Origin of the sequence: Mycobacterium sp. (genome assembly GCF_965229265.1) — a bacterium.
GTDB lineage: Bacteria > Actinomycetota > Actinomycetes > Mycobacteriales > Mycobacteriaceae > Mycobacterium.
In genome coordinates this window covers 491021-509307 of the sequence record NZ_CBDDIY010000011.1, presented here as the reverse complement: position 1 = coordinate 509307, position 18287 = coordinate 491021, and the positions used below count along the sequence as shown (strand labels likewise).

17 protein-coding genes are annotated in these 18287 nt (G+C 67.9%); 11 read left to right on the top strand and 6 right to left on the bottom strand.

The window, feature by feature from the left end; all coding sequences use genetic code 11:
- Positions 1-166 precede the first annotated feature (166 nt).
- Positions 167-1534 (top strand): FAD-dependent oxidoreductase, encoded by a 1368-nt coding sequence (locus ADBZ9K_RS14915; RefSeq protein ID WP_526621747.1) that lies wholly within the window; start codon positions 167-169, stop codon positions 1532-1534.
- 51 nt (positions 1535-1585) lie between these two features.
- Here ADBZ9K_RS14915 and ADBZ9K_RS14910 read toward each other — a convergent pair whose 3' ends face one another.
- Positions 1586-2803 (bottom strand): MFS transporter, encoded by a 1218-nt coding sequence (locus ADBZ9K_RS14910; protein WP_526621745.1) that lies wholly within the window; start codon positions 2801-2803, stop codon positions 1586-1588.
- Positions 2804-2888: 85 nt separating this feature from the next.
- Here ADBZ9K_RS14910 and ADBZ9K_RS14905 point away from each other — a divergent pair, with 85 nt between their 5' ends.
- Positions 2889-3446, top strand: coding sequence for a TetR/AcrR family transcriptional regulator (locus ADBZ9K_RS14905; RefSeq protein ID WP_526621743.1), 558 nt, complete (start codon positions 2889-2891; stop codon positions 3444-3446).
- A gap of 3 nt (positions 3447-3449) precedes the next feature.
- Here the strand turns inward: ADBZ9K_RS14905 and ADBZ9K_RS14900 are convergent, their stop codons facing one another.
- A complete protein-coding gene (locus ADBZ9K_RS14900; RefSeq protein ID WP_526621741.1) occupies positions 3450-3857 on the bottom strand; it encodes a TIGR03618 family F420-dependent PPOX class oxidoreductase in 408 nt (135 codons plus the stop codon).
- 51 nt (positions 3858-3908) lie between these two features.
- Positions 3909-4262: a hypothetical protein gene (locus ADBZ9K_RS14895; RefSeq protein WP_526621739.1), complete on the bottom strand. Its 354-nt coding sequence runs from the start codon at positions 4260-4262 to the stop codon at positions 3909-3911.
- Between the two features lie 23 nt (positions 4263-4285).
- Between ADBZ9K_RS14895 and hisN the strand changes: the two genes are divergently transcribed.
- The 3 genes from hisN to ADBZ9K_RS14880 all read left to right on the top strand — a co-directional run bounded on the left by hisN (position 4286) and on the right by ADBZ9K_RS14880 (position 7802).
- The gene (gene hisN, locus ADBZ9K_RS14890; RefSeq protein ID WP_526621737.1) at positions 4286-5077 is read left to right on the top strand and encodes a histidinol-phosphatase; all 792 of its coding nucleotides are present in this window, start codon (positions 4286-4288) and stop codon (positions 5075-5077) included.
- A 94-nt stretch (positions 5078-5171) separates the two neighbouring features.
- Entirely contained in the window at positions 5172-6554 is a 1383-nt protein-coding gene (locus ADBZ9K_RS14885; protein WP_526621735.1) for an acyl-CoA dehydrogenase family protein, read from the top strand.
- A gap of 33 nt (positions 6555-6587) precedes the next feature.
- Positions 6588-7802 carry an acyl-CoA dehydrogenase family protein gene (locus tag ADBZ9K_RS14880; protein ID WP_526621733.1) on the top strand — a complete coding sequence of 405 codons (1215 nt, stop codon included), beginning with the start codon at positions 6588-6590 and terminating at the stop codon, positions 7800-7802.
- Here the strand turns inward: ADBZ9K_RS14880 and ADBZ9K_RS14875 are convergent, their stop codons facing one another.
- Entirely contained in the window at positions 7803-8657 is an 855-nt protein-coding gene (locus ADBZ9K_RS14875; protein WP_526621731.1) for an aldo/keto reductase, read from the bottom strand.
- Positions 8658-8822: 165 nt separating this feature from the next.
- Between ADBZ9K_RS14875 and ADBZ9K_RS14870 the strand changes: the two genes are divergently transcribed.
- The gene (locus ADBZ9K_RS14870) at positions 8823-9191 is read left to right on the top strand and encodes a MarR family winged helix-turn-helix transcriptional regulator (RefSeq protein WP_526621729.1); all 369 of its coding nucleotides are present in this window, start codon (positions 8823-8825) and stop codon (positions 9189-9191) included.
- Positions 9192-9197: 6 nt separating this feature from the next.
- Here the strand turns inward: ADBZ9K_RS14870 and ADBZ9K_RS14865 are convergent, their stop codons facing one another.
- Positions 9198-11435: a molybdopterin-dependent oxidoreductase gene (locus ADBZ9K_RS14865; RefSeq protein ID WP_526621727.1), complete on the bottom strand. Its 2238-nt coding sequence runs from the start codon at positions 11433-11435 to the stop codon at positions 9198-9200.
- 132 nt (positions 11436-11567) lie between these two features.
- Here ADBZ9K_RS14865 and ADBZ9K_RS14860 point away from each other — a divergent pair, with 132 nt between their 5' ends.
- Positions 11568-12566 carry an oxidoreductase gene (locus ADBZ9K_RS14860; RefSeq protein ID WP_526621725.1) on the top strand — a complete coding sequence of 333 codons (999 nt, stop codon included), beginning with the start codon at positions 11568-11570 and terminating at the stop codon, positions 12564-12566.
- A gap of 67 nt (positions 12567-12633) precedes the next feature.
- Here the strand turns inward: ADBZ9K_RS14860 and ADBZ9K_RS14855 are convergent, their stop codons facing one another.
- Positions 12634-13608, bottom strand: a complete 975-nt coding sequence (locus ADBZ9K_RS14855) for an alpha/beta hydrolase (protein ID WP_526622662.1) — start codon at positions 13606-13608, stop codon at positions 12634-12636.
- 200 nt (positions 13609-13808) lie between these two features.
- On the opposite strand from ADBZ9K_RS14855, the gene ADBZ9K_RS14850 reads away from it, so the two are divergent.
- From ADBZ9K_RS14850 to ADBZ9K_RS14835, 4 genes are read left to right on the top strand one after another with little or no spacing between them, the layout of a single operon-like run.
- Positions 13809-14960, top strand: a complete 1152-nt coding sequence (locus ADBZ9K_RS14850) for a homogentisate 1,2-dioxygenase (protein ID WP_526621723.1) — start codon at positions 13809-13811, stop codon at positions 14958-14960.
- On the top strand, positions 14941-16146 hold the full coding sequence (locus tag ADBZ9K_RS14845; RefSeq protein WP_526621722.1) for an alpha/beta hydrolase family protein: 1206 nt from the start codon (positions 14941-14943) through the stop codon (positions 16144-16146). Before ADBZ9K_RS14850 ends, ADBZ9K_RS14845 begins: the two co-directional genes overlap by 20 nt.
- A gap of 26 nt (positions 16147-16172) precedes the next feature.
- Positions 16173-17375 carry a CaiB/BaiF CoA transferase family protein gene (locus ADBZ9K_RS14840; RefSeq protein ID WP_526621720.1) on the top strand — a complete coding sequence of 401 codons (1203 nt, stop codon included), beginning with the start codon at positions 16173-16175 and terminating at the stop codon, positions 17373-17375.
- Positions 17372-18277 carry a hydroxymethylglutaryl-CoA lyase gene (locus ADBZ9K_RS14835; RefSeq protein ID WP_526621719.1) on the top strand — a complete coding sequence of 302 codons (906 nt, stop codon included), beginning with the start codon at positions 17372-17374 and terminating at the stop codon, positions 18275-18277. Before ADBZ9K_RS14840 ends, ADBZ9K_RS14835 begins: the two co-directional genes overlap by 4 nt.
- Positions 18278-18287: the final 10 nt, after the last annotated feature.

Below are 18287 nucleotides of genomic sequence, written 5' to 3'. Positions count from 1 at the left end.
GTTGTGATCCGCGGCGGCTGCTGAGACTTCTGGGGCGGTTGGGCAGGTTCCGCGTTTAACATCACTTCTGTAACCAGGATGTGCGCCGCGCAACCTCGCGGCGATGCCTCTCGACTGCGACGCGCAGCCCATCGCGCGCAGCCGGGGCCGGACAGAAAGCGCGTGAATGCGTCCTTACTATGTCGCGATCGTCGGTGCAGGCCCGTCCGGATATTTCGCGGCGGCGTCGTTGCTGAAGTTCGCCGACCGGTCGGTCGCCGCCGGTGGCCCCGATGTCCGCGTCGACGTTCTCGAAATGCTCCCCACCCCGTGGGGTCTGGTGCGCTCCGGTGTGGCACCGGACCACCCGAAGATCAAGTCGATCAGCAAGACCTTCGAGAAGACCTCGGCTGATCCGCGGTTCCGCTTCTTCGGCAATCTCACCGTCGGCGAGGACGTGCAGGCCGACGAGCTGGCCCAACGCTACGACGCGGTGATCTACGCCGTTGGCGCACAGTCCGACCGGGCGCTGCACATCCCCGGCGAGGAGTTGTCCGGCAGTGTGGCGGCCGTCGACTTCGTCGGTTGGTACAACGCCCATCCGCACTTCGAGGCGATGTCGCCCGACATCACCAGTGGCCGCGCCGTGGTGGTCGGCAACGGCAACGTCGCCCTCGACGTCGCACGGATCCTGGTCAGCGATCCCGACGCACTAGCCAACACCGACATCGCCGACCACGCCCTGCAATCACTGCACCAGCGGGGCGTGCAGGAAGTGATCCTGCTGGGTCGCCGGGGACCGCTACAGTCCACCTTCACCACCCTGGAACTCCGCGAACTCGGCGAGCTCGAGGGCGTGGATGTGGTGATCGACCCGGCCGATCTGGCCGGGATCAGCGACGAGGAAGCCGAGGCGGCGGGCAAGATCGCCAAGGGCAACATCAAGGTGTTGCGCGACTACGCCGAGCGGCCGCTGACGCCGGGGCATCGCCGGATCGTGTTCCGGTTCCAGACCTCCCCCATCGAGATTCGCGGCACCGAGCGTGTCGAGGAGATCGTCCTGGGCCGCAACGAACTGGTATCCGACGACAGCGGCCGCGTCGTCGCCAAGGACACCGGTGAGCGCGAGACGCTGCCCGCCCAGCTGGTGGTGCGCGCGGTCGGCTACCGCGGCGTCCCGGTTCCCGGCCTGCCGTTCGACGAGGGTTCGGGCACCATTCCGCACGCCGAGGGCCGGGTCGCCGGCGAGTCCCGGCAGTACGTCGTCGGCTGGATCAAGCGCGGCCCGTCGGGGATCATCGGCACCAACAAGAAGGACTCCCAGGACACCGTCGACACGCTGGTCGCCGAGCTCGAGGGCGCCACACTGCGCGAGGTGGGTCCGGATCACTCCGACGACGTGGTCAGGTGGCTGGTCGACAAGCAGCCGCTGCTGGTGACCGATGACCACTGGCAAGCCATCGACGCCTACGAGCGGTCGGCCGGCGAACCACACGGCCGCCCGCGGGTGAAGATCGCCAGCGTCGCCGAGCTGCTGCGCATCGGCCACACCTAGGGCTTACTCGCAGCCGGGCTTACTCACAGCCGGGCTTACTCACAGCCGGGCTTACTCGCAGCCGGGCGCCGTCCGGCACAGGTCATCGCTGACGATCGGCTCCGGCTCGGGGGAAAGACCGCCGAGCGGACCTGCCGTGCGGGCCACCAGCGGGGTGAGCGCCGCGATCAGCGCGAGCAGCCCCGCGACCAGGACCACCGCGAACGGGCTGTAGTTGTCGGCGACCACGCCGCCCAGCGCGGTGCCCACGGCGCCACCGGCAAGGGCTCCGCTGTTGAGCCATCCGAAGGCTTCGGCGGCGGATTGCTGGTTGGTCTGCTGAGAGACCATCACATACAGCGCCGCCAACGCGGGGGCGAAGCCCAGCCCGGAGGCGAACAGCGCGGCCAATTGCAGGCCGTAACCGTCGACCAGCCCGAATAGGACGGTGCCGGCGGCGACGACGGTCATCGCCAGCGCCAGACCACGCACCCCGAGACGACGGTGCCCGAACACCACGCCGCCGACCAGCGATCCCAGGCTGGCCACAGCCAGCGCCATCCCGGCCGAGAGGCTGTGGTTGCCGTAGAGGGCGAGCACCCCGACCTCGAGCGTCATGAACGACGCCACCAACGCCAGGCTGACGATCATGGCCAGGATCACGGCACGGTTGGCCAGAACCCGACCGAACGCCGCTTCGCTGCGGGTGACCCGCGGCCGGAAACTGCGCGCACTCAGCAGGAACCAGGCGGTTCCCACCAGCGTGACGGCCGCGGAGAACAGCAACGGCAGTGCGGTCGAGACCGCCGACGCGAGGAAGGTGGCAGCGACGGGACCGACCACCCAGATCAGTTCCTGCGCGGTGGTGTCCAGTGCGAACAGCGCACGTAGACCCTCGCCCGGCACCATCTGCGGGTACAGCGTCCGCACGGCCGGAAGCAGCGGCGGCACCGAGGCACCGATGAGGAAGCCCAGGGCCATGAGCGGCCAGGCGGAGATGTGGACGAGGGCCAGCGCCACCATGCTGACGCCGTTGACCAGGGCGGCCGACACCAGCGTCGCGATCATGCCGATCCGGCCGAGCAGACGGGCGGTCATGGGCATGGCCAGCGCTTCGCCGATGCTCGTGCAGGCCACGACGGCACCGGCGATCGCGTAGGACCCGGTTCGCGCCTGCACGTGCAGCAGGATCGCGAGCGACAACATGCCCAGCGGCAGGCGCGCGAACAGCTGGGAGGCGGTCACATTGACCACGCCGGGCACCCGAACGAGCTCAATGTAGGCGCGCACCGTTATCTCTCCCTCACTAGTTCATTTCACGCACCCTGAACTGTACCGTCCGGACGGTACAGTTAAAAACGGATAAACTTCGGCAATGACGACCTCGCGCGAGCGCATCCTCGACGCCTACGCCGAGTCGCTGGCCATCGACGGAGAACGCCACGCCACGCTCGAGGCCGTGGCCGCGCGGGCCGGGGTGTCAAAGGGCGGACTGCTCTATCACTTCCCCTCCAAGGACCAGCTCGCAGAAGCGCTGTGCGAGCGCCTGGTCGCGCTGGCCGCCGCCGACGTCGACGAAATGCGAAATTCGCCGGACGGACCCGCACGGCATTACATCCGCACATCGCACTACGCCGACACGTTGTTGGACCGCACCCTGATCGCCGTCGCCCGGCTGCAGCAGGCCGGCGACCCCCGAGCCCGCGCCGCGATCGAGCAGATCTCCGATCAGTGGCTCAGTGTCCTCCACGACGCGCTCGGCGATCGTGACGTCGCCCGCACGGTCAAGCTGATCGGCGACGGGCTCTACCACAACGCGCTGTTCAGCGCCCTCGGCGGCCAGCGCACGCGCACCGAACTCGACGAGGGACTGCTGGCGGTGATCGACCGCCTCATCGACCAGTGCGTGGACGCGCCAAGCCCCCAGCTCTGACCGTCAGTCGCGAGCCGGCGGGGCGATCGAGTCGGCAGCGATGGTGACGATGACGCGCGTCTCGTCGGGGTTGCCGCTGAAGTTCGGGTACGGGATCCCGAGGTACTTGTGCGAGATCTCGTCGATGCTCTGCCGGCCGCCCTCGGTCGTCGTCGACACCACACGACCGCGGATCGCGTAGTACCGGTTAACGTTGTCCGGATCGGCAACGTTGACGGCGACGCGCCGGTCGAGGGCCAGGTTGCGGGCCTTCTGCATGCCCTCGACGATGTTGACGACGATGTGTTCGCCGTCGGTGGTGACCCACGTCTGGGTCAGCTGCGGCGATCCGTCGGGCATCAGCGTGGCCAGAAAGCAGGGGCTGGGCCGACGCAGCAGATCGAGCAATCCGCCGGGGAGGGGTTGGGACATCGGATTCCTATCGTGTGCGTCGTGGACGGCGCCCGCGCACGGGCGCGAAACCTAGCTGTACGGCGGCGCCGGCGGCGGGGTCAGCGGATCGGGGCGCGTGCCGAATACCCAGTTGTCGGGGTTTTTCGGCGAGTACGTCACCGGAATGAGCTGGCCCATTGTCGGCCAGCTGTTCACATCGACGGCCATCCGTTGATAGACCACGTGCTCGGCGACGGTCGGGCCGTTGATGACGCCACTGATCGTGACGAACTGCTCGCCGGTGGCCTCCGGGCGTGGACTGACCCCGGTCACCAGCAGCGTGCCGGAGGCCATTTCCCCGCGGGGGCCGCGGCGCATGAGCCGTGGGCCCAGAACGAGCGCCAACGCGCCGACGATCAACAGCAGCACCGCGAATTCCCACATGCCGCCATGGTAGGACTGCTGCCATGAGCGCCCACGACGTACAGGCAGACCTCGCGGTGGCATTGGAGCTCGCCAAGCGGGCCGACGCGATCACCCTCGACCGGTTCGGGGCCCTAGATCTGCGGGTCGAGACCAAACCGGACCTGACCCCGGTGACCGATGCCGACGAGGCGGTCGAAGCGGAACTGCGGACGGCGTTGTCCCGGCAACGTCCCGACGATGCAGTCCTTGGCGAGGAGTACGGCGGGACGGCGGTGTTCTCCGGCCGGCAGTGGGTGATCGACCCGATCGACGGCACCAAGAACTTCGTTCGCGGGGTGCCGATATGGGCGACCCTGATCGCGCTGCTCGAGGACGGCGTCCCGATCGTGGGCGTGGTCAGCGCGCCGGCGCTGAACCGGCGGTGGTGGGCCGGCCTGGGACTCGGCGCCTTCGCTTCGGTGGGCGAGGCCGCCCCGCGCGCGCTGTCGGTGTCCGGGGTGGCCGACCTCGGGTCGGCCAGCCTGTCGTTCTCGAGCCTGTCGGGATGGGCCGAGCGGGGTCTGCGGGATCAGTTCATCGAGCTGACCGACGTGGTGTGGCGGGTTCGCGCCTATGGCGACTTCTTCTCCTACTGCCTGGTCGCCGAGGGCGCCGTCGACATCGCCGCAGAGCCGGAGGTCAAGCTGTGGGACCTTGCCCCGCTGGACATCCTGGTCCGGGAGGCCGGCGGCACCTTCACCAACCTCAGCGGGGCGCCGGGCCCCCACGGCGGGCACGCCGTCGCGACGAACGGCCTGCTGCACCAGGCGGTACTCGCCCACGTCGGGGGGTGACGCCACGAACAGTCTCGACATACCTTACTCTGGAGTAAGATAGCGGTCAGCGAGTTCTGATCAGCACCGCCCACCGTCGACGAGGCTGCCGAAAATGACCAACACCCTTCCCTCTCCATCGAAAAGCGCCCGCGCCCAAGACAGCGCGGTCGGCCTGCACAAGCACAAGCGATCCGCCACCGACATCGGCCTGGCGATCATCACGCCCTTGCTCGGCCAGGAGTTCCTGGACCGCTACGGACTGCGTGATCCGCTCAACCGCGGCCTGAAATACGGCGTTAAGCAGGTGTTCTCCACCGCGGGCGCCGCCACCAGGCAGTTCAAGAGGGTTCAGGGTCTCGGCGCGGCGCCGACGCGGCTACGCCCCAGTGGCGCAGACTATTTCGACCTCACCCCCGACGACGACCAGAAGATGATCGTCGAGACGGTCAACGAGTTCGCCGCAGAGATCCTGCGCCCGGCCGCCCACGATGCCGACGATGCCGCCGCCCATCCCGCTGACCTGATCGCCAAGGCGGCCGAGCTCGGGATCACCGCGATCAACATCCCCGAGCAGTTCGACGGCATCGCCGAGCGCCGCGGCACGGTGACCAATGCCCTGGTGGCCGAGGCACTGGCCTACGGCGACATGGGCCTGGCGCTGCCGATCCTGGCTCCCGGCGGTGTCGCGTCGGCGCTGACGCATTGGGGCAGCGCCGACCAGCAGGCCACTTATCTCCCGGAGTTCGCCGGCGAGCGGGTACCGCAGGGTTGTGTGGCGATCGCCGAACCGCACGCCCTGTTCGACCCGACCGCACTCAAGACCGTCGCTGTGCGCACCCCCAGCGGCTACCGCCTCGACGGCGTCAAGTCGCTGGTGCCGGCCGCCGCAGATGCCGAATTGTTCATTATCGCAGCGCAATTCAACGGTAAGCCGGCGCTGTTCATCGTCGAGGCGTCGGCTCCGGGTGTATCGGTGACGGCCGATCCCAGCATGGGCATCCGCGCGGCGGCTCTCGGCCGGGTTGAGCTGGACAGGGTCTCGGTGCCGCTGTCGGCGCGCCTGGGCGAAGACGGCGCCTCCGACGCGGATTACTCCGAAGTCATCGCACTGTCGCGGCTGGGCTGGGCGGCGTTGGCAGTGGGCACCAGTCACGCGGTGCTCGACTACGTCATCCCCTACGTCAAGGAACGCGAGGCGTTCGGCGAGCCCATCGCGCGCCGCCAGGCCGTTGCGTTCATGTGCGCCAACATCGCCATCGAACTCGACGGCCTGCGCCTGATCACCTGGCGCGGCGCTGCCCGCGCCGAGCAGGGCCTGCCGTTCACACGAGAGGCAGCTCTGGCCAAGCGGCTGGGCACCGACAAGGGCATGCAGATCGGTCTGGACGGCGTACAACTGCTCGGCGGCCACGGCTACACCAAGGAACACCCGGTGGAACGCTGGTATCGCGATCTGCGCGCGCTCGGCGTCGCCGAGGGTGTCGTCGTCCTGTAAACGTCACGGTCGAAACGAACGGAAAGCACTGTCATGGCAATCAATCTCGAAATGCCGCGCAAGCTGGAAGCCGTGATCGAGAAGGCCCATCAGGGTGCCGCAGAGATGCTGCGGCCGATCTCGCGCAAGTACGACCTGTCCGAACACGCCTACCCTGTGGAACTCGATACTCTGGCCACCCTGTTCGAGGGCATCTCCGAGGCCAACACCATCTCGTTCGCCGGCACCGAGGCATTCCGCGACAGCGATGCCGGGCCGAAGGGAAACGTCAACGGCGGCAACATGTCTGCGTTGCTCAATGCCCTCGAGATCGCGTGGGGTGACATCGCGCTGCTGTTGTCGGTGCCACGCCAGGGCCTGGGCAACGCCGCGATCTCCGGGGTGGCCACCGACGAGCAGCTGCAGCGGCTCGGCAAGAACGTCTGGGCCGCAATGGCCATCACCGAACCGTCATTCGGTTCGGACTCGGCAGCGGTGTCGACGACGGCCGTTCTCGACGGTGACGAATACGTCATCAACGGCGAGAAGATCTATGTCACCGCCGGCTCGCGCGCAACCCACATCGTGGTGTGGGCGACGCTGGACAAGTCCAAGGGCCGCGCGGCGATCAAGTCGTTCATCGTGCCGCGCGAACACCCCGGGGTGAGCATCGAACGCCTCGAGCACAAGCTCGGCATCAAGGCCTCCGACACCGCGGCGATCCGGTTCGACAACGTCCGCATCCCCAAGGACAACCTGTTGGGCAGCCCGGAGATCGAGGTCGAGAAGGGCTTCGCCGGGGTGATGGAGACCTTCGACAACACCCGTCCGATCGTGGCGGCGATGGCGGTCGGGGTCGGCCGGGCCGCGCTCGAGGAGCTGCGCAAGATCCTCACCGACGCCGGTGTGGAGATCTCCTACGACAAGCCCGCCCATGCTCAGAGCGCGGCCGCCGCCGAGTTCCTGCGCATGGAAGCCGACTGGGAGGCGGGCTATCTGCTGACCGTGCGCTCGGCCTGGCAGGCCGACAACGGCATCCCCAACTCCAAGGAAGCCTCCATGGGCAAGGCCAAGGCCGCCCGGGTGGCCAGCGACATCACCCTCAAGTCCGTCGAATTAGCCGGCACCGCCGGCTATTCCGAGCAGACCCTGCTCGAGAAGTGGGCGCGCGACTCCAAGATCCTCGACATCTTCGAGGGCACCCAGCAGATTCAGCAGCTGGTGGTGGCGCGGCGCCTACTGGGATTGTCGTCGGCCGAGCTGAAATAGTCAGGCCACCGCGGTCAATTCGCGCTGGGTCTGCTCGTCGATCTCGATGTCGGCCACGGCAAGGTTCTCCTCGAGATGAGCCAGTGCTGATGTGCCCGGGATGAGCAGGACGTTGTCGGCGACGCCCAACGTCCAGGCCAGTGCGATCTGCGCCGGGGTGCCGCCGAGCCGATCGGCGGTCTGCTGAATCAGGGGGTGGTTCAGCACCGGGTTCACCTCGTGGAAGGCCGACCCGAGCGGGAAGAACGGGACGAACGCGATATCGCGGGCGATGCACTCGTCGAGGACTGCCTGGGAAGACCGGTCAACAAGGTTGTACGGGTTCTGCACGCACACGATGTCGGTGAGCTGCAGGGCGTGCAGCAACTGCTCGTGGTTGACGTTGCTCAGGCCGATGCCGTTGATCAGCCCGTCGTCGCGGGCGCTGATCATCGCGCCGAGCTGGTCGGTAAATAGCTGGTCGGTCTCGCCGTCGTCCATCAGCCGCAGGTTGACCGCCGCCAGCCGGTCGGTGCCCAGGCTGCGCAAATTCTCCTCGATGCCGGCACGCAAGCGGTGCGGCTCGGCGTCGGGCAGCCACGCACCCTGGTCGTCGCGGCGCGCGCCGACCTTACTCACCAGGGCCAAGTTCTCGGGATAGGGATGCAACGCCTCGCGGATCAGGTCATTGGCCACGTCCGGGCCGTAGAACTGCGCGGTGTCGATGTGGTCGACGCCGGCATCGACGGCTCGACGCAGCACGGCCATCGCCTGCTCGTGATCCCGTGGCGGCCCGAAAACACCCGGGCCAGGCAGCTGCATGGCACCGAACCCGACACGATGGACGTCATAACCGGCCAGCGAAAAACGCTGCATGGCATCTCCCAGAACTAGGTTGATATCGAATGGTTCGATCTCAAACTATCTTGCGGGCGCGTAGGCTCCCCGTCAACCCTGGGAGGTGACGAAATTTCCGGTTCAGCATCCCGCGAGCAGGCAGTCGCGCTAGCCGACGCCTTCGGCCGGGCGAGCAAAGCCCTGGTGCGCGCCTTCGACGAGCGACTCGGCGACCATGGTGTGTCGACGCCGCGCTCGAAGGTGCTGTTTGTCGTCGACCGCCTCGGACCCGTCCGTCTCACCGATCTGGCCCGCGCCGTGGGGATCACTCAGGGCACCGCCTCCACTCTTGCCGACGCGCTCGTCCGCGAAGGGCTGATCGAACGTTGCGCCAACGATGCCGACCGCCGGGTGACGTTGTTGCAGACGACCGCGACCGGCCGACGCCAGGCCGAGGCGTGGGGCCGTGACTATGCTTCTGCCGCAGACGAATTGCTTGGATTCTTCTCGGATAGCGAGAAGAAGATCCTCACCGAACTCCTGCACCGGCTGGCCGATTCGGTTGCCGACTGAGCCGGCTCACCCCAGCGCGCGGACCTCGCAGGGCACCCCGTTGACCACCTGGGTGTTACTGGGCACGTCGAGCAGATCCGGTGGATTGAGCAGGTTCGAGTTCACGCCCGGGTGAGCGTTGGCAACTCCGAGCTGGCTGCCTGGGGCGCCGTGTCCCCAGCCGTGCGGCAGCGACACCACGCCGACCGTCATGTCGTCGCTGATCTCCACGGGCACCGACAGCGCGCCCTCCGAGGTGCTCACCTCGGCAAGCGCGCCGTCACCCAGGCCGATCCGCAGGGCGTCGTCGGGGTGGACGAGCAGCGTGCACCGGTCCCGACCGCGCATCAGCGCCGGAACGTTATGCAACCAGGAGTTGTTGGAGCGCAGGTGCCGCCGGCTGGTCAGCACGAGCGGGGCCTCGGGCCGGCCGATGCGCGCCCGCAGTCTCGGCATGTCATCGACGAAGCGGTCATGCATCAACTCGATGGCCCCGGAGGGAGTGGTGACCGCCTCCTGGATGCGGCCACCCTCGAGCTCGCCGAGCCGCAGACCGTCAGGGTGAGCTCGAACGTGGCCTAGGGTCAACCCTCCTGGATTGGCACCGAGGCCGTCACCCCAGGGGCCGAGTCGAACGTAGAGATCGAAAATCCGTTCCGGCCCTTGGCCGTTCAGAGCTCCCAAGACCTCGTCCGGATCCCGGCCGGTCAGCGGCGTTCCGGGCTGTGCACACATGGTAGCCACCAGGCCGGCGGTGTACAGCTCGTCCATCATGGGGACGTCGACGTCGGGCACCGGGGTGCCGAGCACGGCACCGGCCAGCCGCAGCAGTATCTCCCACTCCGCCGGCCGCCCAGGGCGGGGTTCGAAGACGGGCTCCGACCACTTCAGGCACGACGCCTGCGCATACATCCAGTACAGGTCGTCGGCGTGGGGTCGCTCCAGCGGCGACAAGCCGGGGAAGATGACGTGGGCGGCACGGGTGGTTTCGTTGAGCCAATTGTCGACGCAGATGAACGCATCCAGCGACGCCAGCGCCTCCTGGATCCGGCCGGCGGCCGGTGCGGAGATCGCCGGATTCCCGGCCACGGCGATGAGTCCGCGGATGCGGCCAGTACCCGGGGTGGTGACCTCCTCGGCCAGGCAGCTGACGGGGTATTGGCCCAGCACCTCCCCGATTCCGCGTACCCGGGACGCGAACCGGCCGAACTCCCATCGCTGACCGGTCTGGTCGGGCGGCTTCATGAACATCGGCGAGTACACCGCGGGCTTGGGGAACACCGCTCCCCCGAGCCGGTCCACCGCACCGAGGGCGGTGTTGAGCACGAACACCAGCCAAGTCGCCAGCGTGCCGAACTCCTGGGTGCAGGCTCCGATCCTGCTGTACAGCACCGGATTCGACGCTTCCGCGAGCTCGAGGGCAAGCCGGCGGATCGTCGAAGCGGGAATTCCGCTGGGAGCGGCCACCGCTTCGGGGGTGAACGGCTCGGCTAACGCAATGACCTGGTCGAGTCCGTGCACCCGCCCGCGGAGGTGGGGATGCGAGCGCAGCAAGCCCTCGGCTGCCAGGGTCCGCAAAACGGCGAATAGCACCAGCGCGTCGGTGCCGGGCCTGATCGGTATCCACTCGGAGGCCTGCCGCGCGGTTTCGGTGCGCCTCGGGTCGAGGACCACCACTCGGCCGCCGCGGCCGCGGATCGCGCCCAGCTGACCCATGACGTCGGGCGCCGACATCATCGATCCCTGCGAGGCGGCCGGATTGGCGCCGATGACCAGTAGGTGGTCGGTGCGCGCGAGGTCCGGCACAGGCGCATTCCACATGCCGCCGAACAGCAGGGTGCCGACCACGTTTAGCGGCCACTGATCGACCGTGCCCGGCGAATAGTAGGCACCCATTCCGGCCGCCGACGCCATGCCGACCAGGGCTCCGATATAGGTACTAAGCCCGAGGTTATGGGCCACCGGGTTTCCGACGTAGACGCTGATGGCCTGCGCACCATCGCTGTCGAGGATAGGCCGCAGCACCCGTTCGGCCTCGGCGTAGGCCTCCTCCCACGACACGGCGACGTGGGTCCCGTTGCGCCGCTTGACCATCGGCACGCGCAGTCGGTCCGGGTCGTCGTGGAGATGCCCCAGGGCCGTGCCTTTGGGGCACAGGTGCCCCGCCGACCAGACGTCGTCGGTGTTGGCCCGGATGGTCGTGACACGGTTGTTCCGCACGCTCACCCGCAGCCCGCACATGGCCTCACACAGCGGACAGGTCACCCGGTGAATGACAGTTTCACCATCTTCTGACAACTGTCTGGACACTTGTCCATGTTAGGACGGCACGGGCTGTGTGTCCGCAGAAATCAACTCCCCGCCAACACCTCGACCGCGCCCGCTACGGTTTTGGCCATGGAGACCTTCAAGGCACTGTTGGCACGTCAGGACGGCGATCAGATCACCGCGACGATCGAGACCCTCGGGGTAACCGATCTACCGCCGGGCGACGTCACGATCAAGGTGGCGTACTCCAGCGTCAACTACAAGGACGCGCTGGCCCTGACCCCCCGGGGTGGGGTCGTGCGGGAGTACCCGATCGTCCCTGGTATCGACCTCACCGGGGAGGTGGTGGAGTCCACGTCCTCCGAATTCGCTGTCGGCGACCAGGTTCTGGCGCACGGCTATGAGATCGGGACGGGGCGGCACGGTGGCTACGCCGAGTACGCCCGGGTACCCGCCGACCAGGTAGTCGCGCTGGGCTCGCTGACCCCGCGGGAAGGTGCAGCGATCGGGACTGCCGGGTTTACCGCTGCCATGAGCGTCGACGCGCTCGTCAGGCACGGCATCTCCCCCGAGGACGGCCCGATTGTGGTCACCGGTGCGACCGGCGGCGTCGGATCGGTCAGCGTCGACCTGCTGGCGGCAGCCGGCTACCAGGTCGTGGCGTCGACCGGTAAGCCGGAAGCGGTCGAGCACCTCAAGGCACTCGGGGCCGCCGACGTCATCGGCCGGCTGCCCGAGGATCCCGATGCCAAGCCCCGCGCGCTGGGAAAGTCACGCTGGGCCGGCGCGGTCGACTGCGTCGGCGGCGTCACCCTGGCCGACGTGATAAGCACCCTGCAGTACGGCGGCGCGGTCGCGGCCAGCGGGCTGACCGGGGGCCCCGCGCTGATCACGACGGTGATGCCCTTCATCCTTCGCGGTGTGTCACTGCTGGGCATCGACTCGGTGCAGATGCCGATCGGCCCGCGCCGGGCGCTGTGGGAGCGACTGGGAGGCGACCTGAAGCCACGCCACCTGGACGACGTGACCCACGACGTCGACATCAAGGATGTCGTCGCGGTCATCGACCAGGTCCGCGCCGGGAAGTACTCCGGGCGCGCGGTCGTGCGGGTCGCAGGAGGGTTCTGAGCCCGCAACGACGAAGCGGGCCGCCGGTGCGAACACCGGCGACCCGCTTGGTCGACTAGCGAGGTGCTTAGGCTGCGCCCAGCACGCGCTGCAGGTCAGGCTTCATGGCCTGCAGCTCACGACCCCAGTAGGCCCAGTTGTGGGTGCCGTTGTCGGGGAAGTTGAACACACCGTTGGTGCCACCCGCGGCCAGGTAGTTGTCGCGGAAGGTGATGTTGGTGCGGATGGTCAAGCTCTCCAGGAAGGTGGCCGGCACGTCGCCGCCGCCGAGCTCGTTGGGCTTGCCGTTACCGCAGTAGATCCAGATGCGGGTGCCGTTGGCGACGATCTTGGGGATCTGCACCATCGGGTCGTTGCGCTGCCAGGCGTTGTTCGGATCGCCCGTCGGCAGCCACATGTCGTCGGCCTTGAAGCCGCCGGCGTCACCCATGGAGATGTTGATCAGGAACGGCCACCAGCCCTCGGAGGGGTTCAGGAAGCCGGACATCGAGCTGGCGTAGATGAACTGCTCGGGGTGGTAGACCGACAGGATCAGCGAGGCCGAGCCGGCCATCGACAGACCGACCGCGGCGCTGCCGGTGGGCTTGACGTTGCGGTTGGCGGCCAGCCACTGGGGCAGCTCCTGGGTCAGGAACGTCTCCCACTTGTAGGTCTGGCAACCGGTCTTGCTGCAGGCCGGCCGGTACCAGTCAGCGTAGAAGCTGGATTGACCGCCGACGGGCATCACGATGGACAGGCCCGAATCCAGGTACCACTCGAACGCCTGGGTGTTGATGTCCCAGCCGTTGAAGTCGTCCTGGGCGCGCAGACCGTCGAGCAGGTAGACCGCGGGAGAGTTCGCTCCACCGCTCTGGAACTGGATCTTGATGTCGTGTCCCATCCCGGCGGACGGAACCATCAGGTATTCGACCGGCAAGCCAGGGCGCGAGAACGCTCCCGCCGTTGCCGATCCGCCCACCAAGCCGATCAGGCCTGGCAGCGCCGCCACCATGGTTGCGACGATCGCGAATCGGCGCGGCCAACCGCGCACCTTGTCGAACATGGACTTCACCAATCCACCCCAGCTTTCTATGACCCCGGTTCACGGATTTCTGAGTTGAGTAAAACACGCCGTCGCGAGCCATTGAAAGTCCGCTACGTTACACATTCGTTATTCGGCCCTTGTCAGGGCGGTAAACAAAAAGTAAAGTCACTTTTAGTTTTCTGGATGCCCGCACCTCATCGCCGAACTCGGGAGATCCCATGGAATCGTTCGCCCACCTGCGCAAAGGCACAACCCCGCGGCGAGTGCACGCCGACCTCAACGGTCTCAAGGATGACGAGCTGGGGCGGGGTGGTTTCACCGGCCGCACCGCCAACATCTACCGGCGCAACGACCCGACGGAATTTCGCGCCACCGGGCCGCTGCGACCGCTCGATGTGCTCGCCAGTGAGCTCAAACCGAGCGATGCGAGCGACGCCGCAGGCACACCACTGCTGCTGTTCTCCAATCCGGACTGTCGGATTTCGCTGAGCCAGCGCGACCAGGCCATGCCGTTTCACGTCCGCTACGTCGACGGCGACCTGCTGTGCTTCGTCCACCAGGGTTCGGGGCGCCTGGAGACCGAGTTCGGGCCCCTGACCTACCGCACCGGGGACTGGATCTACATCCCGAAGGCGTGCACGTGGCGGCAATTGCCGGATCCCGGCGGGCAGGAGCGCAGCGACGCGGGGATTAATCCCCCGAGCACCTGGCTGATGATCGAGGCCACCGACGAGTTCCGGGTGCCGCCCGCAGGCCCGCTGGGACGGCACTGGCCCTTCGACCCGGCGCAGGCCGTCATCCCGGAACCGGCGCCGATCGACGACGACCCGTTCGGGGACCGCCGCGACAACTATGAGGTGCGGCTCTACCACCGCCCGATCGACGGGGTGCAGACCACGACGCTGAGCTACCCGCACAACCCGATCGACGTCGAGGGCTGGCGCGGCGATAACTACGCGTTCACCTTCAACATCGCCGACTACAACGTCATCACCTCCGACAGCGTGCACCTACCGCCCATGGTCCACCTGTTCATGCAGGCGACCGGTGTCTACGTGTGCAACTTCCTGCCCAAGCCGGCCGAGACCGTGCCCGGAACCGAGCGCACGCCCTGGTACCACCGCAATGTCGACTTCGACGAGATCGCGTTCTTCCACGGCGGCTCGCTCTACGGCATCCCGATGCCGCCGGGTCTGATCAGCCACGCCCCGCAGGGCGTGCACCACGGTGCCCCGGAGAAGGCGCGCGAACGCGCCCGCCGCAAGTTCGACGACTTCACCAGCGTGGACTGGCAGGTCATCGCCATCGACACCCGGCAGCGCCTGGTCCCATCCCCCGAGGTGCTGGCCAATGACCTGGGGCAGCACTGAGATGGCGAACCCGGTCAAGCGGGCCTATCAGCGCATCCCGTATCTCATTGCCTACCAGAATGATTCGGCCGTCCGCGATGTCTACGGCGGTGTCGCCGAGCTGGTGGTCCTGGAAAGCTACCTACTCAAGCCGACCACACCCTCGGATACCGTGCTGGTGTTCATGCACCCGATCGGCGGCGGCGCGTACCTGCCGATGATCAACGCCCTGGCCCGGGCCGGCCATCACGTCATCTACTGCAACAGCCGGTTCCGCGGCACCGACTCCGCGCTGTTGATGGAGAAGGTGGTCCAGGACCTGGGCGAGGCCATCAAGGACGCCAAGAACCGGCTCGGGTACACCAAGGTGGTGCTGGCCGGCTGGAGCGGCGGCGGGTCGCTGTCGGTGTTCTACCAGCAGCAGGCCCAGCACCCGACGATCACCGCCAGCCCGTCCGGGGATGGCCCCGACCTGACCGCACTCGGACTCGTCCCGGCCGACGGCATCATGCTGCTCGCAGCTCACATCAGCCGGCACGGCACGCTCACCGAGTGGCTCGACGCGTCCATCCTCGACGAGTCCGACCCGACCCGGCGTGACCCCGAACTCGACCTCTTCAACCCCGACAACCCGAACCAGCCGCCCTACACCGGGGAGTTCCTGGACCGCTACCGCCAGGCCCAGATCGACCGCAACCGGCGCATCACCACCTGGGTCAAGGACAAGCTGGCCGAACTGCGGGCCGCCGGGCGCCCCGATGACGAGTTCGGTTTCGTCGTACACGGCACCATGGCCGACCCGCGCTGGCTGGATCCCGCCGTCGACCCCAACGACCGTGCCCCTGGCACGTGCTACTTGGGCGACCCCGCGGTGGTCAACATGAGCCCGGTCGGCCTGGCGCGGTTCTGCACGCTGCGCAGCTGGTTGTCACAGTGGAGTTATGACGACGCCAACGGGGACGGGGTGACCTGCGGCCGCGACATCGCGATTCCCGCGCTGGTGATCGGTAACCTGGCCGATGACGCCTGCACGCCGAGTCACACCCGCCGGCTGTTCGAGGCGATCGGCCACCCCGACAAGGAGATGTACGAAATCGCAGGCGCCAACCACTACTACTCCGGGGCCGACCAACGTGACACGCTGCGCCAGGCGGTCGGCATCGTCACCGACTGGCTGGTGCGGCACGACTTCGCAAAGGCGGACTAGATGACTCGGCGAGCTGAGGACCGGCGATGAGTATCGGCGCCCTCGACGGAATCCGGGTCATCGAGGTCGGCACGCTGATCTCGGGACCGTTCGCCGGCCGGCTGCTGGGCGACATGGGGGCCGAGGTGATCAAGATCGAGCCACCTGGCGCCCCCGACCCGCTGCGCACCTGGGGCCAGGCCGAACTGGACGGACACCACTTCTTCTGGACGGTGCACGCCCGCAACAAGAAGGCCGTCACCCTCAACCTGCGTGAGCCGCGCGGCCGGGAACTCTTTCTGGACCTCGTCGAGCGCTCCGACATCATCGTGGAGAACTTCCGGCCGGGCACCCTGGAGAAGTGGGATCTGGGGTATGACGTTCTGCACCAACGCAACCGGGGCATCATCCTGGTGCGCGTCTCCGGGTACGGCCAGACCGGACCCGACGCACACAAGGCGGGGTACGCCTCGGTGGCCGAGGCCGCCAGCGGCCTGCGGCATATGAACGGTTTCCCGGGTGGGCCGCCGCCGCGGCTGGCGCTGTCGCTGGGCGACAGTCTGGCCGGCATGTTCGCCGCCCAGGGTGCGCTTGCTGCGCTGTACCGGCGCACGGTCACCGGCGAGGGCCAGGTGGTCGATGCCGCGCTGACCGAGGCCTGCCTGGCCATCCAGGAATCGACGATCCCCGACTACGACGTCGGCGGCGTCGTCCGCGGACCGTCCGGTACCCGGCTGGAAGGTATTGCGCCGTCCAACATCTACCGCACCGCCGACGGCAGCTGGGTGGTCATCGCCGCCAACCAGGACACCGTGTTCCGCCGGCTGTGCGCGGCGATGGGACAACCCGAACTGGCCACCGACGAGCGGTTCGTCAACCACGGCGCCCGTGGTCGTCACCAGGACGAGCTGGACGCGATCATCGGCGAGTGGGCCGCGCGGCGTCAGCCCGGTGACATCATCGAGACACTGGGTGCGGCAGGGGTCATCAGCGGGCCGATCAACACCGTCGCCGAGGTCGTCGACGACCCCCAATTGCGGGCCCGCGGCATGCTGGTCGAGCACTATGACGAGGGCATCGGCCGAAATGTTTTGGGCCCCGGCGTCATTCCGGTTTTGTCGGAAACCCCCGGCGGTGTTCGCAGTGCCGGCCCGGCCCGGCCCGGCCAGCACAACGGCGAGGTGTACGGGGACCTGCTCGGCCTGCCCGCGGATGAGATCGCCGAGCTGCAGTCCCAGGGGGTGCTGTGAGCGGGCTGCCGCAGCACGTCACCATCCGCGAGGTCGCACTGCGCGACGGCCTGCAGATCGAGGCGCCGATTCCGCTGGGCGCCAAGCTCGAACTGCTCGCCGCGATCGCCGCCACCGGGGTGCGGGAGGTCGAGGCCACGGCGTTCGTCTCGCCCTCGAAAGTGCCCGCCCTGGCCGACGCGCCCGAGCTCGCCGCCGCATTGAGCGACTACCCCGACGTTGAATTCTCCGCGCTGGTGGCCAGTCCCAACGGCGTCAAGCGGGCGATCGCTGCCGGCCTGCGGTCGCTGGAGTACGTGGTGTCGGCGGCAGACGGGCACAGCCGCGCCAACGTCGGCCGGTCCACCGCGGAGGCGACCGCAGCGATCGCCGAGATCGCAGCCATCGCGCACGGCTCCGGCGTGCGTGTCGAGGTGATCATCGCGACGGCCTGGGACTGTCCGTTCGACGGGCCCACCCCGCCGCAGCGGGTGCTGGACATCGTCGAGGCGGCAGTCGAACAGGATGTCGACCGGATCGCGATCGCCGACACCATCGGTACGGCCACCCCCGGCCGGGTCACCGCATTGGTGAACCAGGTGAAACCCCGCATCGGCGACACGGTGCTGGGTGCGCATTTCCACAACACCCGCGGCGCCGGACTGGCCAGCGCATACGCCGCGGTGGCCGCCGGGGTGAGCAGGCTCGATTCGTCGGTCGGCGGTTTGGGCGGCTGCCCCTTTGCGCCTGGGGCCAGCGGCAACATCGCCACCGAGGACCTGGTTTATCTGTTGCGCGACAGCGGGATTGGGGTGGATGTCGACCTACAGGCGGCCATCCACGCCGCACGGGTCGCACAGTCGGTGGTCGGCCATGACCTCCCGAGCGCGCTACTGCGGGCCGGCGACCGAATGCTGGGCTGAACTGGCGTGA

Coding starts and splice junctions, on each gene's coding strand:
- ADBZ9K_RS14845 (WP_526621722.1), top strand. CDS start 14,941: ATGACCTGGGGCAGCACTGAGATGGCGAACCCGGTCAAGCGGGCCTAT.
- ADBZ9K_RS14860 (WP_526621725.1), top strand. CDS start 11,568: ATGGAGACCTTCAAGGCACTGTTGGCACGTCAGGACGGCGATCAGATC.
- ADBZ9K_RS14875 (WP_526621731.1), bottom strand. CDS start 8,657: ATGCAGCGTTTTTCGCTGGCCGGTTATGACGTCCATCGTGTCGGGTTC.
- ADBZ9K_RS14885 (WP_526621735.1), top strand. CDS start 5,172: ATGACCAACACCCTTCCCTCTCCATCGAAAAGCGCCCGCGCCCAAGAC.
- ADBZ9K_RS14855 (WP_526622662.1), bottom strand. CDS start 13,608: ATGTTCGACAAGGTGCGCGGTTGGCCGCGCCGATTCGCGATCGTCGCA.
- ADBZ9K_RS14905 (WP_526621743.1), top strand. CDS start 2,889: ATGACGACCTCGCGCGAGCGCATCCTCGACGCCTACGCCGAGTCGCTG.
- ADBZ9K_RS14895 (WP_526621739.1), bottom strand. CDS start 4,262: ATGTGGGAATTCGCGGTGCTGCTGTTGATCGTCGGCGCGTTGGCGCTC.
- ADBZ9K_RS14880 (WP_526621733.1), top strand. CDS start 6,588: ATGGCAATCAATCTCGAAATGCCGCGCAAGCTGGAAGCCGTGATCGAG.
- ADBZ9K_RS14900 (WP_526621741.1), bottom strand. CDS start 3,857: ATGTCCCAACCCCTCCCCGGCGGATTGCTCGATCTGCTGCGTCGGCCC.
- ADBZ9K_RS14840 (WP_526621720.1), top strand. CDS start 16,173: ATGAGTATCGGCGCCCTCGACGGAATCCGGGTCATCGAGGTCGGCACG.
- ADBZ9K_RS14915 (WP_526621747.1), top strand. CDS start 167: ATGCGTCCTTACTATGTCGCGATCGTCGGTGCAGGCCCGTCCGGATAT.
- hisN (WP_526621737.1), top strand. CDS start 4,286: ATGAGCGCCCACGACGTACAGGCAGACCTCGCGGTGGCATTGGAGCTC.
- ADBZ9K_RS14850 (WP_526621723.1), top strand. CDS start 13,809: ATGGAATCGTTCGCCCACCTGCGCAAAGGCACAACCCCGCGGCGAGTG.